Genomic DNA, 13,869 nt, shown 5'->3' with positions numbered 1-13,869 from the left:
GCTACTCGATGACGATGCGCGGCGCGGCGCGGGGTGCCGGCCCGCCCGCGAGGTTGCGCCACAGCAGCGCGGCGATCTCGCGGTAGACCTTGGCCTGCGGCCCGTCGGGATCCACCGCCACGACCGGCCGGCCGGAATCGGAAGTCTCGCGGATCGTCATGTTGAGCGGGATCTCGCCGAGGAACGGCACGTCGAGCCGCGCCGCCTCGGCCCTGGCGCCGCCGTGGCCGAAGATGTGGGAGGCATGGCCGCAGTTCGGGCAGACGAAGGTCGCCATGTTCTCGATGACGCCGAGGATCGGCACCGCGACCTTGCGGAACATGGTCACGCCGCGCCTCGCGTCGATCAGCGCGAGATCCTGGGGCGTGGAGACGATGACGGCGCCCGAGAGCGGCGTCGCCTGCGCCATCGTGAGCTGCGCGTCGCCTGTGCCCGGCGGCATGTCGACGATCAGGATGTCGAGTTCGCCCCAGGCGACCTCGCGCAGCATCTGGGTGATGGCCGATTGCACCATCGGCCCGCGCCAGATCATCGCCGTCTCGGGCTCGATCAGGAAGCCGATCGACATCACCTTGATGCCGTAGCCGTCCATGGGCGCCAGCAGGCGCTCCTCGATCACCTTGGGCTTGCCCGACAGCCCGAACAGTTTCGGCACCGAGGGGCCGTAGATGTCGGCATCGAGCAGGCCGACCTTCAGCCCTTGCGCCGAAAGCGCCAGGGCGAGGTTGCAGGCGGTGGTCGACTTGCCGACGCCGCCCTTGCCGGAGGCGACGGCGACGATGTGGCGGACGCCCGGCAGGGCCGGGCCGGTGCGCGGCGGCGCGGCGCGGCCGGGGGCGGGCGGCTGCGGCGGGGCCGGCTGGCTCGGGCCGCGCTCGGAGGTGAGGCTCGCGAAGACGCCGGAGACGCCCGGCATCGCCAGCACCGTTCCCTCGGCGCGGCTGCGGATCGGCTCGAAGCGCGCGGCCTCGCTCGGGTCGATCAGGATCGAGAACATCACGCGATTCGTGGCGTCGACCACCACCTGCGACAGGCGGCCGGAGGCCGACAGGCTCGTTCCCGCGTCGTCGATGGTGACGGCGGAGAGCGCTTTCAGCACGTCGTCGCGGGTCATGGCCACACACTCAGTTCCTTGAGGCGGGCGGGCGCCGATCACCCGTCCCGTGCATGCATGTAGCCGGGTCGGCGCGAAACACCAGTGCGCCGCATCCCCGCGCCGAAACCATCCCGGCGCCCGTCCGTTGTCGACACGATTTCCAGAGCGTCGGCTGTCGCTTCGGAACCCATCCCCATCACGGAGTACCCTCGCATGCACGACGGCAACCATCGCGACCACGACGGCGCGAAGAAACTGTTCGACCTGATCAAGGACATCAAGGTCGCGATGATGACCACCGCCGACACCGACGGAAAGCTCTACAGCCGCCCGATGTGGAACCAGGACGCCGACGAGGCCGGTGACCTGTGGTTCTTCACCAAGCTGCACAGCCCCAAGACCGCCGAGATCAGCCGGGACAACGCGGTGAACCTGTCCTATTCCGACCCCTCGAACCAGACCTACGTCTCGGTGGCCGGCAAGGCCGAGATCGTGCGCGACCAGGCGATCATCGACCAGAAGTGGTCGGAGAGCATGAAAACCTGGTTCCCCAAGGGCAAGGAAGACCCCGAGGTCGCCCTGATCCGCGTGCATCCCGAGAAGGGCGAGTACTGGGACAGCCCCAACGCGACGATGCTGCACGTCTTCGGCTACGTGAAGGCGGCCCTCACGGGCGAATCGCCCAAGACCGAGACCAAGAAGGTCGATCTCGCCTGACGTCGTCTCGCCGGAGAGGCGGGTTTCGGGAGCGGCCGTGGCCGCGTTCCCGGAACCCGCTCAGGGGGGCGAAGGCGCCGGGGTCCGAACCAGCGCCACGAGCCCGATCAGCACCACGATCGGTACGACGAGACATCCGAACGACCACGCCGCGACCCCGAACGCCCCCGCGAGCGCGCCTCCTGCGAAGGCGACGACGGCCGGCACCATCCGCCGCAGGCGCGCCCGCGCCGGGCCGCCGACCGGTGCGGCCCCCCGGGCGAGGTCGACGGCGTCGATGACGGCTTGGGTGACGTTCACGGTCATCACCGTCGTGGCGGCGAGATGCGCGAACCCGAGGCGGCCGATGGCGTTCTGAACGCCCATGGCGGCCACGCCGAGCATGCCGACGGTGATCGAGGCGATGCCGTCGGGCGAACCGACCGGCGAGAGGGCGATGCCGATCCCGCAGAAGGCGGCCAGCACCACGATCTCGATAGCCAACAGCCAACGCAACGGCGCGCGGCCACGCCGCTCCAGGGCGAGCGACGCCAATCGCGTGACGGCGACGGCGGCGACGAAGACGGGCAGCGCGAGCAACTTCGCTACCACCCCCGTCGAGGTCGAGACGAGTTCGGCACCGATCAGCACGAAGTTGCCGGTGACATGCGCCGTGAACAGGCCGGCCAGGGCGATGAAGGCGGCGGCGTCCACGAAGCCCGCGACGAAGGCGAGGCCGATGCCGGCCCAGAGGTCGACATCGCGAAGGGGGCTCGCGGCGGTCGGCCGGGCTGCGGGAGGCAGGGATGGCACGCAATCTCCTCCACGCCGTGGTGACCGGCCCGATCTCACCCTGCACGGAACCGGCAAACAAAAAGGCGACCCGAAGGCCGCCCCTGTGATCCATTGCCGTCCATCGTGAATTCTTGGTCGGAGCGAGAGGATTCGAACCTCCGACCCCTAGTCCCCCAGACTAGTGCGCTAACCGGGCTGCGCCACGCTCCGACACCCCGAAGGGTGCGGGGGTCTTAGCTTCCCGACCCTCGCGGCGCAACCCTTTATCGGCCCTGCTTCACGCTCCTGCCGGTGTGGCATGCGGCCCATGGGCATCCGGCGTGCCGCCATGCCCGTCGTGGCCGCTCTTCTTGCCGGTGAACCGGATCAGGATCTTGCGGATCACGACGTAGAACACCGGGGTGAGGAACAGGCCGAACACGGTGGCGCCGATCATGCCGAAGCACACGGCGGTGCCCAGCGCCTGGCGCATCTCGGCGCCGGGCCCCGTGGCGATGACCAGCGGCACGGTGCCCAGGATGAAGGCGAAGGCCGTCATCAGGATCGGGCGCAGGCGCAGGCGGCAGGCCTCGACGGCGGCGGCGACCGGCCCCTTCTTCTCGGTTTCCTCGAGCTGGTGCGCGAACTCGACGATCAGGATCGCGTTCTTGGCGGCCAGACCGATGAGCACGATCAGGCCGATCTGGGTCAGGATGTTGTTGTCCTGCCCCCTGAACTGCACCGCCGCCAGCGCCGAGAGCACGCCGGTGGGGACCACGAGGATGATCGCCAAGGGCAGGGCCCAGGATTCGTACTGGGCCGCCAGCACCAGGAAGACGAGAAGCACGCCCAGACCGAACACCAGGATCGCGGTGTTGCCGGTGGCCTTCTGCTGGAACGCGATCTCGGTCCAGTCGTAGGCGTAGCCCTGCGGCAGGCTCTGCGCGATCTTCTCCATGGCGTTGAGGGCCTGGCCGGTGGAGACGCCGGGCTTGGAATCGCCCTGGATCGGCACCGAGTAGAACAGGTTGAACCGCTGCACGATCTGCGGCCCGCTGATCTCGCGGATCGAGGCGAGCGTCCCGATCGGCACCAGCGCGCCGGTGGAGGAGCGCACCTTGAGCTGCTCGATGTCGCGCTTCTCCAGGCGGAAGCCGGCATCGGCCTGGGCGCGGACCTGGTAGATGCGCCCGAAGGTGTTGAAGTCGTTGACGTAGGCGCCGCCGAGGTTGGTCTGGAGCGTCGAAAAGACGCTCGCCAGCGGCACGTTCAGCATCCGCGCCATGGTGCGATCGATGTCGATGTAGAGCTGGGGCGTGTCGTTGCCGAAGGTGGTGAAGACGCGCTGGACGTCGTTGCTCTGGTTGGCCTGCCCCAGGATCTCGTTGACGGCCGCCAGCAACGGCCCGATCTCGGAGCTCTGCCGGCTCTCGATCTGCATCTTGAAGCCGCCGCCGGTGCCCAGGCCGCGCACGGGTGGCGGCGGGATGAACAGGACTCGCGCCTCCTGGATGCCGGCGGTCGCCTTGAAGACGTCCCCGGTAATGACCGCCGCCGTCCGGCCGGCGGCGGCCCGCTCCTTGGCCCCCTTGAGGGTGAGGAACATCACCGCGCCGTTGGTGGTGTTGGTGAAGGTCGCCCCGTCGAAGCCCGAGATGATGACCGCATTGGCGACGCCGTCGACCTTCAGGGCGAGATCGGCCGCCTTGCGCACCACGGCGGTGGTGCGTTCCAGGGCCGAACCCGCCGGCAACTGCACAACGCCGATGAGGTAACCCTGGTCCTGCTGCGGGATGAAGCCCGTCGGCGTCGTCGTCACCAGATGCAGCGTCCCGGCGATGATGGCGGCGTAGACGATCACCATGCCGATGATGCCGACGGTCTTGCCGGTGAGGAAGTTGATGGTGCTGGCGTAGCCGTTCGAGAGCTTGTCGAAGGCGCGGTTGAAGACGTCCGCGCACCAGGCGAGGAACCGCGTCAGGAAGAACGTCGGCTTGGCGTGGGCGTGGTGCGGCTTGAGCAGCAGCTTGCAGAGCGCGGGCGACAGCGTCAGCGAGTTGAACATCGAGATGATGGTCGAGGCTGCGATGGTGAGCGCGAACTGCTTGTAGAACTGGCCCGAGATGCCGGGGATGAAGGCGGTGGGGATGAACACCGCCGACAGCACCAGGGCGATGGCGACGACGGCGCCGCCGACCTCGTCCATGGTCTTGTGCGCGGCGTCACCCGGCGAGAGCCCCTCCGCCATGTTGCGCTCGACGTTCTCGACGACGACGATGGCGTCGTCGACCACGATGCCGATGGCGAGCACCAGCCCGAACAGGGTCAGGTTGTTGATCGAGAACCCGAGCGCCTGCATCACCGCGAAGGTGCCGATGAGCGACACCGGGATCGCGATCACCGGGATCAGGGCGGTGCGCCAGCTCTGGAGGAACACCAGCACCACGATGATGACGAGGGCGACCGCCTCGAACAGGGTCTTGTAGACCTCGTAGACCGATTCCTCGATGAACTCGGTCGGGTTGTAGGCGATCTTGTACTCGACGCCGGGCGGGAAGTTCTTCTTGATGGTGTCCATCGTCGCGCGGACCTGCTTGGCCGCGTCGAGGGCGTTGGTGCCCGGCCGCTGGAACACACCCACGCCCACCGCGGGCGTCCCGTTCAGGAAGGACTGGGTGGTGTAGGTCTGCTGGCCGAGCTCGACCCGGGCGATGTCCTTGATGCGCACGAGGCGGCCGTCGCTCGCCTTGACGATGACCTCGGTGAACTCTTCGGGGGTCTGGAAGCGGCCCTGCGACTGCACCACGAGCTGGAAGGCGTTGTCCTTCGGCGCCGGCGGCGCCCCCAGGGCACCGGAGGCGACCTGCACGTTCTGCTCCTGCAGGGACGAGAGGACGTCTGTGGTGGACAGGCCGTAGGCGGCGAGCTTGTTGGGGTCGATCCAGATGCGAAGGGCGTACTCGCTGCCGCCGAACACCGTGATGTCGCCGACGCCGTCGAGGCGCAGGAGTTCGTCGCGGATGCGCAGGTAGATGTAGTTCGAGAGGTAGTTCTGGTCGTAGGAATTGTCGGGCGACAGCAGGTGCACGACCATCATGAGGTCGGGCGAGGACTTGCGCACGGTGACGCCGAGGTTGCGGACGTCCGGCGGCAGGCGGGGCTGGGCCACCGACAGGCGGTTCTGCACCAGCACGTTGGCGATATCGAGGTTGGTGCCGACCTTGAAGGTGACGGTCAGCTGCATGTTGCCGTCGTTGGTCGACAACGACGTCATGTAGAGCATGTTGTCGACGCCGTTCACCTCCTGCTCGATGGGCGTCGCGATCGTGGCGGCCACCGTCTCGGCGTTGGCGCCGGGGTAGGAGGCGCGCACCACCACGGTCGGCGGCACGATCTCGGGATACTGCGCCACGGGCAGCGATTCGTAGGCGACGTAGCCGAGGATCAGGAAGATGATCGACGTGACGGACGCGAAGATCGGCCGATCGACGAAAAAGTGGGCAAAGCGCATCGGTCAGACCTCTCGCCGCGTCATGCGGCTCGGCGGTGATGTCTCGGTGTTTCAACCCTCCCCCGCAGAAGGGGGAGGTCAGGACCGCGGTGCGATGCGCCTTACGTCCGCGACGGCGGCAAGGTGGTGGCTTCGGCCGCCACCTTGGCCCCGGGCCGCACCCGTGTCAGCCCGTTCACGACCACGTTCTCGTCGCCCTTGAGGCCGGACCGGATGACCCGGTAGCCGTCGACCTTGGGGCCGAGCTGCACGTCGCGGGTCGAGACCGAGCCGTCTTCGGCCACCACGTAGACGATGCGCTTGTCCTGGTTGGCCGAGACCGCCTCGTCGGGCAGCAGCACCCCTTGCGCCGGCTTCGTCGCCGGCAGGGAGACGATACCGAACAGGCCCGGCTTGATGAAGCCGTCGGGGTTCTCGACGGTGGCGCGCAGGAGCACGGTGCCGGTGGCGTTGTCGACCCGGTTGTCCACGAAGTCGAGCAGGCCCTTGCGGGTCGGCTTCGTCTCGTTGGTGAGCGCGATCATGATCGGCGCGGCGTTCTGCTTCTGGGTCGCGCCCATCCCGATCTTGAGGGTGGTCTGGTATTTCAGGAACGACCGCTCGTCGACGGTGAAGCTGAAGTAGATCGGGTCGAGCGACACGATCGTCGTCAGCATGGTCTGGTCGGTGACGACGATGTTGCCCTCGGTGACGAGGCGGCGGCTGATCCGGCCGGAGACGGGGGCCTTCACCTCGGTGAAATCGTAGTTGAGCTGGGCCTGGCGCAATTGCGCGTCGGCGCTGTCGACGTTGGCCTGCGCCGTCTGCGAGGCCTGGCGGCGCTGGTCGGTGACCTGCTCGGAGATGTTGCCCGAGCGGCTCAGGGTCTGGGCGCGCTCGAGGTCGGTGGTGGAAAAGTTCAGGCTGGCCTTGGCGGAAGTGAGTGCCGCCTGTGCCTGGTCGAGGGCCGCCTTGTAGGGGCGCCGGTCGATCACGAACAGGATGTCGCCCTTCTTCACGGTGGCGCCGTCCTGGAACAGCACCTTCTCGAGGTAGCCGGTGACGCGGGCGCGGACCTCGACGTAGTCGACCGCCTCGAAGCGGCCGGTGTAGGTGTCGGTCTCGACGAACTCGCGCACCACGGGCTTGGCCGTCGTCACCTTCGGCGGCGGTCCGCCGGGGGCCTGGGCATGTACCGCCAGCGGCGCCCCGAGCACCGCCAGGGCGAGGCCCATGGACGACAAGCGACGAATCAATCGAGCCATGGGCATGTTCTGGTTCCCTGCGCGTCCCGAGCTAGAGGCTCGGTCCACGGCTTGTCGTGCGGTTGCGCACATGCTGGCTCCACCCTGACGGGAACCGGCCGTGCCGGGGGATTACGAGTCGATCGGCTCGCCGGCGGCCGCCCAATCCTTGAAGCCGCCCCGGTAGTGGGCCTCGACGGGGATGCCGGCCGCCTGCGCCGCATGCAGGGCATGGACCGAGCGGACGCCGGACATGCAGGAGAACACCGGGCGGCGCCCGTCCTCCGCGATCAGCGCCGCCAGCGCCGTGGTGTCCAGGGTCGAGAGCGGATGCGGCACCGCGCCGGGGATGTGGCCGCCCTCGAACTCGTGCGCCTCGCGCACGTCGATGAGGAGGATGCCGCCTTCGGCGAGGCCCCGCTTGATGTCGTCCCGGTGCAGATCGACGATCGTCATGGTGGTCCTTTTCTCGGAGCGGTGGAGGCGGTCGTCTCGGGGTGTCGGCCGAAGGCGGCCGGGCATCGCTAACGCATGTTCATATTCGTCAGGCGTCACGACCGCAAATCCGGGCCTGCCGTGGCGACCATGAGGCCGCTTTCGACGGCGGCCTCGGTCTCATCGTGTTGTCCCGTGAAACGCGAGCCGGTTCACGCAAAGGTGGCGAGGATCGGGTCGACGAGCGCGAAGTGGTCGCGCCAGGTCGGGGGGGCGTAGCCTCGCAGCCGGTCCGCCATGGCGGCGCGCGTTTCCGAGCCCGGCTCGCTCAGGGCCAGGATCGCGTCGCGCCAGCCGGGGCCGTCGAGGGGGTCGATCAGGGTCGCGAAGCCCGAGCCGACCTCGCGATGGACGGGAATGTCGGAGGCCACCACCGGCAGGCCGCAGGCCGCCGCCTCCACCACCGGGATGCCGTAGCCTTCCGCGAAGGAGGGCATCAGGAGGGCGGTGGCGCCGCGCAGGATCCCGGCCAGCCCGTGGGTGGAGAGCCCGTGGACCTCCGTCACATGGGCCTCGATGGCCGGGCACCGGTCCAGCATGTCGATGACGTTCTCCGCCTCCCAGCCGCGGCGCCCGACGATGACGAGGTGGGGCGTCGCCTCGCCGAGATCGGCGGCGAGGCGACGCCAGAGGTTGAGCAGGAGGAGGTGGTTCTTGCGCGGCTCGATGGTGCCGCAGGCCACGAAGACCGGTCGCCCTGGCGCGAAGGCGGTGGCGCGGTCGGCCTCGCAGAACACCGTCTCGACTCCCAGCGGCGCCACGCTCACCGGCCTCGCCCGAAGCCCGTTCGCCGCGAGGTGACGCGAGAAATGCCCCGCGACGTCGGCGGAATTGGCGATCACGTGGTCGGCATGGCGGGCCATCGTCTCCATCCGCACCGCGTGGCGCGCGTCCTCCCCCGGGCGGCCGTATTCGGGATAGGCGATCGGGATGAGGTCGTGGACGAAGAACACCGCGCGGACGTCCGGGCGGTCGTAGAGCCAGTCGAACCGCCCGGGCTTGTCGAGGCGCAGGTGCGAGGTGTGGAGATAGAGCGTGCCCTGCGGCAGCGCCTCGTGGCCGCCGGCGCGCAGGGTCCGCAGCGCCGCCTCGATGCGGACGCGGGTCCGCCGCCTCGGGCCGGCCGCTGGCGCACCGGCCGGGCCCGCGGCGCCGCCGAGCCTGGCGATGAGGCCGCGATAGACCGGGTCGGCCAGGGCGTCGCGATCCTCCTCCCAGCCCGTGGCCGCCGCCTCGACCACGGCCAGCGCCCCGGCGCGGTCGAGGACGCGCGGCCCGAGCATCGTCGACACGAGGCCGAAGCGGTCGCCCGGCTGGTCGAGGACGTGGCGGGCATAGGCGAGGTCGACCCGGTCGATGCCGCTCGGGCTCGCGTGCGACAGGCGGGTGATCAGGCGGGTGAGGTCGATGGCGATGGCGGGCATGGTCCTCCGGGACGTGGCCGACGGCGGCGCGGTTTCGCCGGCCGCCCGATCCGGCCTATATGCGGTGCGCACCGCCCGAGACCATCGGTCCGGCCCCATTCCGTTCAGCGACACGCCAGAGAGAGCGCCCTTGTCCCCCGGCTATCTGCCCTTCGCGGGCGCCCTCCAGCTCCCGGCCTATACCTGCGACAACTGCGGGTTCTGGCAGCGGCACTTCGAGACGCCCGCCTCCTGTCCCCTCTGCCTCGACGCCCGCCACGTGGTGCCGCAGGGCGGGTGGCAGTTCTGGACCGAGACGCAGGCGCAGGAACGCTTCCCCTGCCATTGGGCCGAACTCGAGCCCGGCGTCTGGCGCTTCTGGAACGACCCGGTCTCCGGCATCGGTCCGAGCGCCTACCTGATCCAGACGCCGGCCGGGAACATGGGCTTCGAGGCCTGCCCGGTCTTCAGCGAGGCGGCCCTGCGGCACATCGCGGACTTGGGCGGGATGCAGGTGCTCTCGGCCTCGCATCCCCATTCCTACGGCGCCCTCGTCCAGCTGCAGGACCGGTTCGACCCGGAGCTGTGCCTGCCGGCGGCCGATTACACCTGGAGCGCCGGCCTCCAGGTCTCCTGGCCCTACGACGACCTCCTCGAACCGTTGCCGGGCCTCGAACTGCACCGCACGGCGGGGCATTTCGACGGTCACGCCGTACTGTTCGACCGTGCCCGGAAGATCCTGTTCTGCGGCGACGCCCTGAAGTTCGAGCTCGACCCGGCCGACCCGCGCACGGCCCTGACGATCTCGGCCCACAAGGCCTTCGTGCGCGGCGTGCCGCTCACCCCCAACGAGTTGCGCCGCTACCGCGACGTGTTCGCGCCCCTCGACTTCACACAGACCTGGACGCCGTTCGAGCCGGCCGCCAACTGCGGCCGGGCCGAGGTCCTGGCCCTCATCGACGGCATGCTGGCGAGCCGGCCGCACGCGGCGCCGGTGCCCCTCCACAGCCTGCGCCGCTAGGGCGGCTCAGGCCCGCGCCACCCGTTTGTTGAAGGCGAGGGTGAGCCGCGTGCGCACGATCGGCGCGATCTCGGTCTCGGATTCGATCCGCACCGCCGGCATCTCGGACCCGATCGTGCTCGTGGGCTCGAAGGTGAAGAGGAGGTGGCGCACGCCGATCTCCAGGGACACCACGCCGTCCGACTGGGTCAGGTCCTCGCCGAACACCTCGATCAGCGGCCCGTCGGGGTCGCCCTTCTCGATCTGGATGATGAAGTAGCCGGCCGGCTCCTCCTCGTCGTCCGCCCCGGAGATCAGGCAGATCCCGTTCTCCTCGTCGTGGCGGACGCGGCCCACCGTGAAGGTCGTGACGTCGTCGAGTGGCGTATCTCGGTCCATCGGCGTGTTCCGGTCCATCAGCGTTGCCCGTGGGTGGCGTCCTCGAACAACGCCTTGAACTCGCGCGGCTGGCAGCGAAAATACTGCCGGGGCGCCCGCACCTGGGCTCCGAGTTCGGCTGCCGCGTGCCAGGGCCAGCGCGGATCGTAGAGCATCGCGCGGGCGAGCGCGATCGCGTCGGCCTGGCCCTCGGCCAGGATCGCCTCGGCCTGCCGGGCCTGCGTGATCAGCCCGACCGCGATGGTGGTGAGCCCGGTCTCGGCCTTGATCCGCGCGGCGAAGGGCACCTGGTAGCCCTCCGACAGGGGAAACTGCTGCCGGGTCGACACACCGCCGGTGGAGACGTGGATCGCGGCCGACCCGCGGCGCTTCAATTCGCGGGCGAGCGCGACGGTCTCTTCCAGGGTCCAGCCGCCCTCGACCCAGTCGGTGGCCGAGACCCGCATCCACACCGGCTTGCCCGAGGGCACCGCCTCGCGGACGGCGTCGAAGCATTCGAGCGGGAACCGCATCCGGTTCTCCAGGCTGCCGCCGTAGGCGTCGGTGCGCGTGTTGGCCAGCGGCGACAGGAACTGGTGCAGCAGGTAGCCGTGGGCGCCGTGCAGCTCGAACCCGTCGATGCCGATGGCGAGCGCCCGCCTCGCGGTGGCGACGAAGCCGTCGCGCACGCGCTTGAGGCCGTCCGCGTCGAGGGCGTGCGGCGGCGCCTCTCCCTCCGCGTGAGGAACGGCGGAAGGTCCTTCGGTGCGCCACCCGTCCGGCGCCTCGGGCGGGATCTGGGCGCCGCCGTCCCAGGGCGCCCGGCTCGATCCCTTGCGGCCGGCGTGCCCGATCTGGATGGCGATCGGAATCGGCGCAGAGGCCCGCACGGCGTCGAGCACCCGGCCCAGCGCCAACTCGGTCGCGTCGGAATACAGCCCGAGATCGCCGGGCGAGATCCGCGCCTCCGGCGAGATCGCCGTGGCCTCCAGGATCAGGAGGCCCGCTCCGGATTGCGCCATCTGGCCGAGGTGCATCAGGTGCCAGTCGCCGGCCTGCCCGGCATGGGCCGAGTACTGGCACATCGGCGCCACGACGATGCGGTTCTCGAGGGTGAGCCCATCGAGGGTCAGGGGCTCGAACAGGCGTGCGGTCATGCGCGACTCCGGCAAGGGCGAGATTGAGGGCGAGAGCCAGGACGTAGGATCGGCCCGCGTTCTACGCCGCTTTGCCGGACCCGCGCCATGCCCCCTGCGGCCGGGCCGCCGCCGGAAGCGGCGCGCCGGTTGGCCGAGCTACCCGCCGATCCCGCGTCCTTTCAGGCTCTCGCCGATCTCCTCAAGCACGCCCGCGTCGTCGATGGTGGCCGGCATGGTCCAGGCCTCGCCGTCGGCGATCTTCTTCATGGTGCCGCGCAGGATCTTGCCCGAGCGGGTCTTGGGCAGCCGCGCCACGGTCAGCGCCAGCTTGAAGGCGGCCACGGGGCCGATGCGCTCGCGGATGGAGGCGACGAGTTCGCGCTCGATCTCGCCGGTATCGCGCGACACGCCGGACTTGAGCACCACGAAGCCGCAGGGCTGCTCGCCCTTGAGCGCGTCGCGGATGCCGATGACGGCGCATTCGGCGACGTCCGGATGGGCGGAGAGCACCGCCTCCATGCCCCCCGTCGAGAGCCGGTGCCCGGCCACGTTGATGATGTCGTCGGTTCGTCCCAGCACGGTGACGTAGCCGTCGGCATCCACGACGCCGGCGTCCGAGGTGTCGTAATAGCCGGGGAAGGTGGTGAGGTAGCTCTGCGCGAAGCGCTCGTCCGAGCCCCAGAGGGTCGGCAAGCAGCCCGGCGGCAGCGGCAGCTTGAGGGCGATCGTGCCCATGGTGTCGGCCGGCACCGGCTTGCCGGCCTCGTCGAGGACGTGGAGGTCGTAGCCCGGCATCGGCCTGCAGGCACTGCCGTGCTTGACCGGCAGCTGCCCGATCCCGACCGGATTGCCGGCGATGGCCCAGCCGGTCTCGGTCTGCCACCAATGGTCGATCACAGGACGGTCGAGGGCGCGCTCGGCCCAGGCCACCGAATCGGGGTCGGCGCGCTCGCCGGCGAGGAACAGGCTGCGGAAGCCGGAGAGGTCGTAGCCGGCGACGAGTTCGGCGCGCGGGTCCTCCTTCTTGACGGCGCGCAGCGCGGTGGGGGCCGTGAACAGGCAGGCGATGCCGTATTCGGCGATCAGCCGCCAGAACGCGCCGGCATCGGGGGTGCCCACCGGCTTGCCCTCGTAGAGCACCGTGGTGCAGCCGTGGAGCAGCGGCGCGTAGACGATGTAGGAATGGCCCACCACCCAGCCGATGTCCGAGGCGCAGAAGTACACCTCGCCCGGCTTCACGTCGTAGAGATTGGGCATCGACCAGGTCAGCGCGACGCAATAGCCGCCGGTATCGCGCACCACGCCCTTGGGCTTACCCGTCGTGCCCGAGGTGTAGAGGATGTAGAGCGGGTCGGTGGCGGCCATGGCCGCGCAATCGGCCCGGCGCCCGGCCGCCGTCGCCTCGGCCACCGCCTGCGCCCAGTCGTGGTCGCGCCCGGCCACGAGGTCGGCCTCGCGCTGGGGCCGCTGCAGGATCAGGCAGGCGTCCGGCTTGTGCGCGGAGGTCGCGATGGCCGCGTCGAGGAGCGGCTTGTAGGGGACGATCCGGCTCGGCTCGATGCCGCAGGAGGCGGCCACCACCACCTTGGGAGTCGCATCCTCGATGCGGATGGCGAGCTCGTTGGCGGCGAACCCGCCGAACACCACCGAATGGACCGCCCCGAGCCGGGCGCAGGCCAGCATCGCGAACAGGGCCTCGGGCACCATCGGCATGTAAATGACGACGCGGTCGCCGCGGTTCACGCCGAGCTCGGCGAGCACGGCGGCCAGCGTCGCCACCGCATCGCGCAACTCGGCGTAGGTAACGCGTCGCTTGGCGCCGGCCACGGGCGAATCGTACAGGATCGCGGCCTGGTCGCCGCGCCCGGCCTCGACGTGGCGGTCGACGGCGTTGTGGCAGGCGTTGAGCGTCGCGTCGGGAAACCAGCGGCCGTAGGCCCCGGCCGCCCCGTCGAAGGCGCGGGTGGGGGGCGAGATCCAGTCGATCGCCTTGGCGGCTTCCAGCCAGAACCCCTCGGGGTCGGCGAGGGAGGCGGCGTGAACGGCGGCGTAGCGGCTGGACGCCGTCGGGTCTGTGGTGTCGCTGGCCATGGCGTTCCCCCGATGGCCGGTCGTCGACGCCGGCCTGATCGGAGCCCAGTATATCCACCGCGC

At 69.9% G+C, this 13,869-nt stretch carries 11 protein-coding genes and 1 tRNA gene; 2 read left to right on the top strand and 10 right to left on the bottom strand.

Annotated features, from left to right (window positions below):
• Position 1 precedes the first annotated feature (1 nt).
• On the bottom strand, positions 2-1,120 hold the full coding sequence (locus ASG59_RS13590; protein ID WP_056282949.1) for an Mrp/NBP35 family ATP-binding protein: 1,119 nt from the start codon (positions 1,118-1,120) through the stop codon (positions 2-4).
• 189 nt (positions 1,121-1,309) lie between these two features.
• Here ASG59_RS13590 and ASG59_RS13585 point away from each other — a divergent pair, with 189 nt between their 5' ends.
• Complete coding sequence (locus ASG59_RS13585) at positions 1,310-1,813, top strand: pyridoxamine 5'-phosphate oxidase family protein (RefSeq protein WP_055887670.1); 504 nt, start codon at positions 1,310-1,312, stop codon at positions 1,811-1,813.
• Between the two features lie 60 nt (positions 1,814-1,873).
• On the opposite strand, the gene ASG59_RS13580 is transcribed toward ASG59_RS13585, so the two are convergent.
• The 6 genes from ASG59_RS13580 to ASG59_RS13555 all read right to left on the bottom strand — a co-directional run bounded on the left by ASG59_RS13580 (position 1,874) and on the right by ASG59_RS13555 (position 9,219).
• A complete protein-coding gene (locus ASG59_RS13580) occupies positions 1,874-2,533 on the bottom strand; it encodes a YoaK family protein (protein WP_156399242.1) in 660 nt (219 codons plus the stop codon).
• Positions 2,534-2,719: 186 nt separating this feature from the next.
• Positions 2,720-2,797, bottom strand: a tRNA-Pro gene (locus ASG59_RS13575).
• A 67-nt stretch (positions 2,798-2,864) separates the two neighbouring features.
• Positions 2,865-6,077: a multidrug efflux RND transporter permease subunit gene (locus ASG59_RS13570; RefSeq protein WP_055887673.1), complete on the bottom strand. Its 3,213-nt coding sequence runs from the start codon at positions 6,075-6,077 to the stop codon at positions 2,865-2,867.
• A 101-nt stretch (positions 6,078-6,178) separates the two neighbouring features.
• Positions 6,179-7,291: an efflux RND transporter periplasmic adaptor subunit gene (locus tag ASG59_RS13565; protein WP_055887676.1), complete on the bottom strand. Its 1,113-nt coding sequence runs from the start codon at positions 7,289-7,291 to the stop codon at positions 6,179-6,181.
• Positions 7,292-7,432: 141 nt separating this feature from the next.
• Positions 7,433-7,756 (bottom strand): rhodanese-like domain-containing protein, encoded by a 324-nt coding sequence (locus tag ASG59_RS13560; protein ID WP_055887679.1) that lies wholly within the window; start codon positions 7,754-7,756, stop codon positions 7,433-7,435.
• Positions 7,757-7,947: 191 nt separating this feature from the next.
• Positions 7,948-9,219 carry a glycosyltransferase family 1 protein gene (locus ASG59_RS13555; RefSeq protein ID WP_056409331.1) on the bottom strand — a complete coding sequence of 424 codons (1,272 nt, stop codon included), beginning with the start codon at positions 9,217-9,219 and terminating at the stop codon, positions 7,948-7,950.
• Positions 9,220-9,349: 130 nt separating this feature from the next.
• Between ASG59_RS13555 and ASG59_RS13550 the strand changes: the two genes are divergently transcribed.
• Positions 9,350-10,219 (top strand): MBL fold metallo-hydrolase, encoded by an 870-nt coding sequence (locus tag ASG59_RS13550; RefSeq protein ID WP_056409400.1) that lies wholly within the window; start codon positions 9,350-9,352, stop codon positions 10,217-10,219.
• 6 nt (positions 10,220-10,225) lie between these two features.
• On the opposite strand, the gene ASG59_RS13545 is transcribed toward ASG59_RS13550, so the two are convergent.
• From ASG59_RS13545 to ASG59_RS13535, 3 genes are all read right to left on the bottom strand, one after another.
• Positions 10,226-10,597 (bottom strand): hypothetical protein, encoded by a 372-nt coding sequence (locus ASG59_RS13545; RefSeq protein ID WP_056409399.1) that lies wholly within the window; start codon positions 10,595-10,597, stop codon positions 10,226-10,228.
• Positions 10,598-10,614: 17 nt separating this feature from the next.
• Entirely contained in the window at positions 10,615-11,733 is a 1,119-nt protein-coding gene (locus ASG59_RS13540) for an NADH:flavin oxidoreductase/NADH oxidase (RefSeq protein ID WP_056409397.1), read from the bottom strand.
• Positions 11,734-11,871: 138 nt separating this feature from the next.
• Positions 11,872-13,806 carry a propionyl-CoA synthetase gene (locus ASG59_RS13535; protein ID WP_056409329.1) on the bottom strand — a complete coding sequence of 645 codons (1,935 nt, stop codon included), beginning with the start codon at positions 13,804-13,806 and terminating at the stop codon, positions 11,872-11,874.
• Between the last annotated feature and the right edge of the window lie 63 nt (positions 13,807-13,869).

It is taken from the genome of Methylobacterium sp. Leaf466 (assembly GCF_001425565.1).
In the GTDB taxonomy this organism is placed as follows: Bacteria; Pseudomonadota; Alphaproteobacteria; order Rhizobiales; family Beijerinckiaceae; genus Methylobacterium.
This window is presented reverse-complemented; position numbering and strand designations above follow the sequence as displayed.

What these genes read in the sequence shown, in the direction of transcription:
- ASG59_RS13585 (WP_055887670.1), top strand. Translation starts at nt 1,310, where the DNA reads ATGCACGACGGCAACCATCGCGACCACGACGGCGCGAAGAAACTGTTC.
- ASG59_RS13570 (WP_055887673.1), bottom strand. Translation starts at nt 6,077, where the DNA reads ATGCGCTTTGCCCACTTTTTCGTCGATCGGCCGATCTTCGCGTCCGTC.
- ASG59_RS13565 (WP_055887676.1), bottom strand. Translation starts at nt 7,291, where the DNA reads ATGGGCCTCGCCCTGGCGGTGCTCGGGGCGCCGCTGGCGGTACATGCC.
- ASG59_RS13560 (WP_055887679.1), bottom strand. Translation starts at nt 7,756, where the DNA reads ATGACGATCGTCGATCTGCACCGGGACGACATCAAGCGGGGCCTCGCC.
- ASG59_RS13555 (WP_056409331.1), bottom strand. Translation starts at nt 9,219, where the DNA reads ATGCCCGCCATCGCCATCGACCTCACCCGCCTGATCACCCGCCTGTCG.
- ASG59_RS13545 (WP_056409399.1), bottom strand. Translation starts at nt 10,597, where the DNA reads ATGGACCGAGATACGCCACTCGACGACGTCACGACCTTCACGGTGGGC.
- ASG59_RS13540 (WP_056409397.1), bottom strand. Translation starts at nt 11,733, where the DNA reads ATGACCGCACGCCTGTTCGAGCCCCTGACCCTCGATGGGCTCACCCTC.
- ASG59_RS13535 (WP_056409329.1), bottom strand. Translation starts at nt 13,806, where the DNA reads ATGGCCAGCGACACCACAGACCCGACGGCGTCCAGCCGCTACGCCGCC.